Here is a 7,768-nt window from a genome sequence, read left to right on the forward strand (position 1 = left end):
GCCAAGGCGGCACACGACAACTCCTCACCTCCCTCGGCACAGCATGGACCCACGGCCACACCATCAACTGGACCACCCACCTCGGCCAAAACACCAAAACACCCCCACACACCGCCTGGAACCTCCCCACCTACGCCTTCCAACACCAGCACTACTGGCTCAGAAGCGTCCCTTCCGCAGGTGCCGTGGCCGCCGCCGGGCTCACGGATGCCCGACACCCCCTGCTCGACGCCTGGATCGAACTGCCCGACGAGGAAGGGGTGTTGTTCACCGCCCGGCTGTCGTCGAGCGGCCACCCATGGCTGGCCGAACACACGGTGCACGGAGTCGCGGTGGTGCCCGGGGCGGCGTTCCTGGAGATGGCGATGCGTGCCGGGGACGAGGTCGGCTGCGGTGTCGTCGAGGAACTGCTGATCGAGACGCCGCTCGTGCTCGCGGAGGGCCCGGGCGTGCGGCTCCAGGTGGCCGTCGGCGCGGCGGACGGCTCCGGCCGGCGCCGGCTGACCGTCCACTCTCGGCGTCAGGATGCCTCCGACTGGACCCGGCACGCCACCGGCACACTGGCCGGCCGTCCGGACGCCGTCCCAGGCATCGACCTGTCGGTGTGGCCGCCGGCCGGGGCGGTGCCCGTCGAGGTGGATCCGGCGGTGCCGGGGCTGCGTGCGGCGTGGCGGCGTGGCGAGGAGGTGTTCGCCGAGGCCGAGGTGGACGAGGAGCAGCGGGACGCTGCCGAGCGGTTCGCGCTGCATCCCGCGCTGCTCGAAGCCGTGGGCCGTGCCGGCGGTGGGACCTCCGCGCTGTCCGTCGCCTACCGTGCCGTGTCCCTGGCAGCGGCCGGGGCCACCTCTCTTCGGGCGCGTATCGCTCCGGACGGCAGTGGCGGTACGGCACTGGAACTCGCGGACGCCTCCGGCCGGGCGGTCGGCAGCTTCGGGTCGGTCATCTCGCGTGAGGTCAACGCGGATGAGCTGGTGTCGGCGGCTGCTCAGGGCGGCGTGGACCCGCTGGACGCGTTGTTCCGCGTCGACTGGGTGCCGTGTGCCGTCGAGGCCGTGGCGGACCCGAGGCGGCAACTGGTCACCGTTGCCGACCTCGATGAGCTGTCGGCGTCGGCCGCTCGGAGTGATGTGCGCGTGGATCTGACGGACACCGCCGAGGGGTTGCGGGCGCTGACCTCGCGGGCGTTGGCGTGGGTCCAGGCGTGGCTCGCCCTGCCGGTGACGGATGCACGGCTGGTCGTCGTCACGCGGGACGTCGGCGATCCGGTCACCGCGGCTGTCTGGGGGCTCGTCCGCTCGGCGCAGTCGGAGGCACCGGAGCGGCTGGTCCTGGCCGCCGTGGACGGGGACGCCGCCTCCGAGGCGCTGCTGCCCGCCGCCGTCGCCACCGGTGAGCCGCAGTTCGCCCTCACCGCCGGCCGGGCCACCGTACCGAGGCTGGTGCGGGCGGCGGACGCCGGCGCCGTTCGACCGCTCGACCCCGACGGCACCGTCGACACCGTAGAGCCGCTCGACCCCGACGGCACCGTTTTGATCACCGGCGGCACCGGCACCCTGGGCCGCCTGCTCGCCCGGCATCTCGTGGCCGAGCACGGCGTACGCCACCTGCTGCTGGTCAGCCGGCGCGGTGGTGCCGCCGACGGCGTGCCCGAGCTGGAGCGCGACCTCGGCGCGCTGGGCGCCACCGTGCGCACCGTCGCCTGCGACGTCACCGACCGTGCCGCGCTGGCCGGCCTGCTGGCGTCGATCCCCGGCGAGACACCGCTCACCGCGGTCGTCCACACCGCCGGTGTGCTGGACGACGGCGTGGTCACCGCCCTCACCCCGGAACGGCTGGACGCCGCCCTGCGGCCCAAGGCGGACGCGGCGCTCCTGCTGGACGAGCTGACCCGGGACACCGGCCTCGCGGCGTTCGTGCTGTACTCCTCGGCCGCCGGCGTCCTCGGCAACCCCGGGCAGGCCAACTACGCCGCCGCCAACGCCTTCCTGGACGCGCTGGCCGCGCGGCGCAGGGCGGCGGGGCTGCCCGCCACCTCGCTCGCCTGGGGCCACTGGGCGGCCGCCAGCGAGCTGACCGCCCACCTCACCGTCTCCGAACTGCGTCAGCATTCCCGGCGGTTCGGGATGGCGGCGCTGGACGAGGAGACCGGCCTCGCGCTGTTCGACGCCGGTCTGCGCAGCACTGTCCCGGCGCTGGTGGCGGCCCGGCTCGACCTCGGGCGGCTGCGTGCCGAGCCGGACGGCGGCCCGGTCGCTCCCCTGCTCCGCGAGCTGGTGCCGCCGGTCCGGCGCCGAGCCGCGGGCCGGGCGGCGGCGGCCGGCGGGACGGACCTCGTACGACGGCTGGCACCGCTGCCGCCCGACGAGCGGCACGAGACGCTGCTCGACCTGGTCAGGAACCGTGCCGCGCACGTCCTCGGGCACACGTCCGCCGACGCCGTCGCCGCCGGCCGGGCGTTCCGTGAGGCGGGCTTCGACTCGCTGACCTCCGTAGAACTGCGCAACCGGCTCGCCGCGGACACCGGACTCCGGCTCCCCGCCACCCTGCTCTACGACCACCCGAGCCCGGACGTCCTCACCCGGCACCTGCTCGCGGAACTCCTGGCGGAGGGCGACGCCTCCGCGGCACCGTCCGCCGCCCCGCACGGGACGTCCGACGACCCCATTGCCATCGTCGCGATGAGCTGCCGCTTCCCCGGTGGTGTGGAGAGCCCGGAGGACTTCTGGCGGCTGATCAGCGAGGGCGGTGACGCGGTCGGCGACTTCCCGGACGACCGCGGCTGGGACCTGTCCGCGCTCTACGACGGCGACCCCGACCACCCCGGCACGTCGTACGCCCGGCACGGTGCGTTCCTGACGAACGCCGCCGAATTCGACGCGGGCTTCTTCGGCATCTCGCCGCGCGAGGCCCTGGCGATGGACCCGCAGCAGCGGCTGCTCCTGGAGACGTCGTGGGAGGTGTTCGAGCGGGCCGGCATCGACCCGACGACCCTGGCGGGCCGCGACATCGGTGTGTTCACCGGCATGAACACCCAGGACTACGCGCTGCGCCTGCGCGAGGTCTCCGAGGAGGTCGAGGGGCACCGCATCACCGGCATCTCCGCGGCCGTGCTGTCCGGCCGGGTGGCCTACACCCTCGGTCTCGAAGGGCCCGCGGTGACCATCGACACGGCGTGCTCGTCGTCGCTGGTGGCCCTGCACCTGGCGGCGCAGGCGCTGCGGGCGGGCGAGTGCTCGATGGCGCTGGCCGGCGGGGTCACGGTGATGGCCGCGCCGGACGCCTTCGTCGACTTCTCCCGGCAGCGGGGCCTGTCGGCCGACGGCCGGTGCAGGGCGTTCGCCGCGTCGGCGGACGGCACCGGGTGGGCCGAGGGCGTGGGCGTGCTGCTCGTGGAGCGGCTGTCGGACGCCCGGCGCAACGGTCACCAGGTGCTGGCCCTCGTCAGCGGCAGCGCGGTGAACCAGGACGGCGCGTCCAACGGCCTCACCGCTCCCAACGGCCCCTCCCAGCAGCGTGTCATCCGGCAGGCGCTGAGCAGCGCCGGGCTGACCGGTGCCGACGTGGACGTGGTCGAGGCGCACGGCACCGGCACGGTGCTGGGCGACCCCATCGAGGCGCAGGCCGTCCTCGCCACCTACGGTCAGGACCGGCCCGCGGACCGCCCGCTGTGGCTGGGCTCGGTGAAGTCCAACATCGGGCACGCGCAGGCCGCCGCGGGCGTGGCCGGCGTCATCAAGACGGTCATGGCCATCCGGCACGGAGTGTTGCCGCGCACGTTGCACGTCGACGCCCCCACCCCGCAGGTGGACTGGTCGGCGGGCGCGGTGGAACTGCTGACGGAGCAGCGGCCCTGGCCCGAGGCCGGGCGACCGCGCCGGGCGGGTGTGTCCGCGTTCGGCGTCAGCGGCACCAACGCCCACGTCATCGTCGAGCAGGCACCTGACACGGACACCAGTACGGACGACACACCCACGCCCACGGCCGTGCCCGCCGTCGTCCCCTGGGTCCTCTCGGCCCGCAGCCCCGAGGCGCTGGAAGGGCAGGCGGACCGGCTCGCGGAGTGGGCCGGGCGGCACCCGGACGCCGACCCCGCCGACATCGCCCACGCACTGCTCTCCACCCGGACGGCGTTCGAACACCGTGCCGTCGTCGTGGGCGCGGGACGCACCGCGCTGCTCGACGGTCTGGACGCCTTCGCCCACCCCCGGCACGCCCGAGGACTGGCGCGTCCCGGCAGGCTCGCGGTGCTGTTCACCGGCCAGGGCAGCCAGTACACCGGCATGGGCCGCCGCCTGCACGAGCACTACCCGGTGTTCCGCGACGCCTTCGACGCCGCCTGTGCCGAACTGGACCGGCACCTGCTGGACGCCGGGCACGCCACCCGGTCCGTCCGGGACGTGGTCTTTGGCGACGACCCGGCCGAACTGGAGCGGACGGTGTTCGCGCAGGCCGGTCTGTTCGCCGTGGAAGTCGCCCTGTTCCGGCTCTACGAGTCCTGGGGCGTCCGCCCCGACCGGCTCGCCGGGCACTCCGTCGGCGAGGTGACGGCGGCGCACGTGGCGGGCGTGCTGTCCCTCCCGGACGCCGCGACGCTGCTGGCGGCACGCGGACGGCTGATGCAGGCCCTGCCGGGCGGGGCGATGGCCGCGCTCAACGCCCCCGAGTCCGTCGTCCGGCCCCTGCTCGCCGACGCGCCGGGCACCGTCGGCATCGCGGCGGTCAACGGGCCCGCCTCCGTCGTGGTCTCCGGCGACCGGGACGCCGTGACAGCCGTCGCCGAGGCGTGCGCGGCCCGCGGCCACCGCACCAGGCACCTCCGGGTCAGCCACGCCTTCCACTCCTCGCACATGGACGGCATGCTCGACGCGTTCCGCGAGGTCGTCGCCAGGCTGTCGTACTCGCTCCCGGCGATTCCCGTCGTCTCCGGCGTCACCGGCGAGCCGGCCACCCCGGAGCAACTGTGCTCCCCGGACTACTGGGTCGAGCACGTCCGCCGCACAGTCCGCTTCCACGACGTCATCGGCGCGCTGCACACGCAACACGTCACCACCTTCCTCGAACTGGGCCCCGGCGGCGTCCTCACCGCGATGGCCCAGGAGGCGTCCGGTCCCAGCGCCGAGCCGGCGATGTTCGTGCCCACGCTGCACGGCGGCGCCGAGGACGAGCGCATCGGCGCCGTCACCGCGCTGGCCCGGCTGCACGTCCGCGGCGTCCCCGTCGACTTCTCCGCCCTGCTCCCGGCGGCCCCGCACCGCACGGTCGACGACCTGCCCACGTACGCCTTCCAGCACCGCCGGTACTGGCCGGACGCCCCGCACCCGACGGCCCACCCGGCACCCGCGTCGCAGCCGGTGCCCGTACCCGTACCGCAGCCGGTGTCCGAGCCGCGGCCGGTGCCCGGATCGGTCGGCGACACACCGCTGGACCTGGTGCTGACCAGCGCCGCCGCCGTGCTCGGACACGACGACGCCTCGGCGATCGACCCCGAACGGCCCTTCCAGGACCTCGGCTTCGACTCCTTGAACGCGGTCCGGCTCCGCAACCGCCTGCACGACCTGACCGGTACCGACCTGCCCACCACCCTCGCCTTCGACCACCCGACACCGGCCGCGCTCGCGTCGTTCCTGGGCGCCCGGCTGCTCGGCGACGACACCGCCGGACACGACGGCCCGGCCCGGCGGGCGGCCGATCCCGGCGAGCCGGTCGCCATCGTCGGCATGGCGTGCCGGCTGCCGGGCGGCGTGGCCTCCCCGGAGGACCTGTGGCGGCTGCTGCGGGCCGGGGAGGAGGGCATCGGCGAGTTCCCGACGAACCGCGGCTGGGACCTGGACTCGCTCTTCGACCCGGACCCCGACCACGCCGGCACCAGCTGCACGCGGCGCGGCGGTTTCCTCTACGACGCGGGCGAGTTCGACGCGGAGTTCTTCGGCATCTCCCCGCGCGAGGCCCTGGCGATGGACCCGCAGCAGCGGCTGCTCCTCGAAACGTCCTGGGAGGCGCTGGAGCGGGCCGGCCTCGATCCCACCGCCCTGCGCGGCCAGGACGTCGGTGTCTTCGCCGGCATGGTCAACCACGACTACACCAGCCGCCTCCGCACGGCCCCCGACGGCTCCGAGGGGTACCTCATGACCGGCGGGGCGGGCAGTGTGCTGTCGGGCCGGGTGTCGTATGCGCTGGGCTTCGAGGGACCCGCGGTGACCATCGACACGGCGTGCTCGTCGTCGCTGGTGGCCCTGCACCTGGCGGCGCAGGCCCTGCGCTCCGGCGAGTGCACGATGGCCCTCGCGGGTGGCGTGACCGTGATGGCCGGGCCCGAGGCGTTCGTGGAGTTCTCCCGGCAGCGGGGCCTGTCGGCGGACGGCCGCTGCAAGTCCTTCGCCGCCTCGGCGGACGGCACGGGATGGGCCGAGGGCGCGGGCGTGGTCCTGGTCGAGCGGCTGTCGGACGCCCAGCGCCTGGGTCACCGGGTGTTGGCGGTGGTGCGTGGCTCGGCCGTCAACCAGGACGGTGCCTCCAACGGCCTGACGGCTCCCAACGGTCCTTCCCAACAGCGGGTGATCCGGCGGGCGCTGGCGGGGGCCGGGCTGACGCCGGGTGACGTGGACGCGGTGGAGGCGCACGGTACGGGCACGGCACTGGGCGACCCCATCGAGGCCCAGGCGCTGCTGGCCACCTACGGCCAGAACCGCGAACGTCCGCTGCTGCTCGGGTCGTTGAAGTCCAACATCGGACACACCCAGGCCGCCGCGGGCGTGGCCGGCGTCATCAAGACGGTACTGGCCCTCCAGCACGGAATCCTGCCGCGCACCCTGCACGTAGACGCCCCCACCCCGCAGGTCGACTGGTCGGCGGGCGCGGTGGAACTGCTGACGGAACAGCGGCCCTGGCCCGAGGTCGAACGGCCCCGCCGGGCGGGTGTCTCCGCGTTCGGCGTCAGCGGCACCAACGCCCACGTCATCCTCGAACAGGCGGAGCCCGCCCCCGTCGATACGACATCGACCTGGCCGAAGGACGTCCCGGTACCCCTGCCGCTGTCCGGCCGCGGCACGACGGCCCTGCGCGCGCAGGCACAGCGGCTGCGGTCCTTCCTCGGGCAGCAACCTGAACTGGACCTGCCCGCCTTGGGCGCCGCGCTGGCCCTGGGCCGGGCCGCGCTGCCGGACCGCGCGGTGGTCCTGGCCCGCGACCGGAACGAGGCGCTGACAGGCCTGGACGCGGTGGCGCGGGGCGAGACGGCACCCGGCGTCGTGACGGGCACGGTGACACGCGGACGGCTGGCTGTGCTGTTCACCGGCCAGGGCTCCCAACGGGCCGGGATGGGACGTGAACTGTACGAAGCGTTCCCCGTATACCGCGAAGCCTTCGACGAGGTGTGCGCGGCCCTCGGCGGAGACATCCGCGACGTCGTCCTCGGTGACGACCAGGACCGGCTCGACCGGACCAAGTACGCACAGGCCGCACTGTTCGCCCTGGAAGTCGCCCTGTACCGGCTCATCGCCTCCTGGGGCATCACACCCGACGTCGTCGGCGGACACTCCATCGGCGAGGTGACAGCCGCACACATCGCAGGCGTGCTGTCGCTGGAGGACGCCGCCACACTGGTCACCACCCGCGGACGCCTGATGGAAGCACTGCCCGAAGGCGGCGCCATGGTCGCCGTGGCCACCACCGAACACAACATCCCCCCACACCCCGGCGTGGACATCGCGGCGGTCAACAGCCCCACCTCCACCGTCCTCTCCGGCGACGAACAACCCGTACTCAAAGC

1 protein-coding gene is annotated in these 7,768 nt (G+C 74.4%); it reads left to right on the plus strand.

All coding sequences use genetic code 11. The features are described 5' to 3' along the window. Nucleotides 1–7,768 (plus strand): type I polyketide synthase (locus AB0P24_RS47315; protein WP_365805604.1); only part of this gene is annotated, 7,768 nt, incomplete at both ends.

Origin of the sequence: Streptomyces sp. NPDC086519 (assembly GCF_040686075.1) — a bacterium.
GTDB classification, from domain to species: Bacteria; Actinomycetota; Actinomycetes; order Streptomycetales; family Streptomycetaceae; genus Streptomyces; species Streptomyces shenzhenensis.